Annotated in this window: 1 protein-coding gene; it reads left to right on the top strand. The window is 69.9% G+C overall.

The annotated features are described in order from the left end of the window. Nucleotides 1-938: condensation domain-containing protein (locus ABD323_RS41810; RefSeq protein ID WP_344447307.1), on the top strand; the 938-nt coding region annotated here is incomplete at both ends.

Below are 938 nucleotides of genomic sequence, written 5' to 3' on the forward strand. Positions count from 1 at the left end.
CGGACGCTCACTGGCCGTCCTCACCGACGAAGTCAGCACCGCCTACAACGCCCTGTCCACCGGCACCGAACCCGCCCTCGCACCCTTGGCCGTGCAGTACAGGGACTACGCCGCCTGGCAGCAGGACCGGCTCGGGTCGGGCGCCCTGGAGAAGGCCCGCAGCTACTGGCTCGATCAGCTCGGCGGGGGCGGCCTGGAGCCGCTGGAGCTGCCGACCGACCGACCGCGACCGGCCGACCGCAGCTTCCGCGGCGCCCTGCTGGATCGGACCATCGACGCCGAAGCCCTGGCAGCCTTCCAGCAGCTCTGCCGGGACGAGAAGGTCACCCTCTTCGCCGGCCTCAGCGCCCTGCTGCGCGTCCAGCTCCTGCGCTACACCGGCCAAACCGACTTCGTCCTCGGCACCTCCACCTTCGGCCGCCCGGCACCGGAGTTGCAGGACCAGATCGGTTGCTACATCAACACCCTCGCGCTGCGCGACACCCTCGAACCGCAGGAAGGGTTCCGCGCGCTGCTGCACCGCGTGCAGAACACCCTGCTGGACGCCATGCAGCACGGCGAGTACCCCTTCGACCAGGTGGTGCGCGAACTCGGCGCCACCACCGAGGTCAACCGCAACGCCCTCTTCGACGTCCTGGTCTCGATGGGCCAGGGCTGGGGCAGTTGGGGTGGCGAACTGGAGGGGCTGACGGTACGACCCACCGATCCCCCGCTCGCGCACAGCAAGCTCGACCTGTCGATCACCTTCGAGGAGTCGCCCGACGGGCTCAAGGCCTCGGCCGCCTATGCGACGGACCTGTTCGACGCGGATCGCATCACGCGGCTGCTGGAACACTTCGAGGTCCTGCTGCGCGCCGCCACCGCCACCCCCGACCTCCCCCTGCAGCACCTCCCCCTGCTCACCGACCACGAACACCACCGCGTCACCGTCGAGTTCA

The organism is Kitasatospora nipponensis (genome assembly GCF_039528135.1).
Taxonomy (GTDB): Bacteria; Actinomycetota; Actinomycetes; order Streptomycetales; family Streptomycetaceae; genus Kitasatospora; species Kitasatospora nipponensis.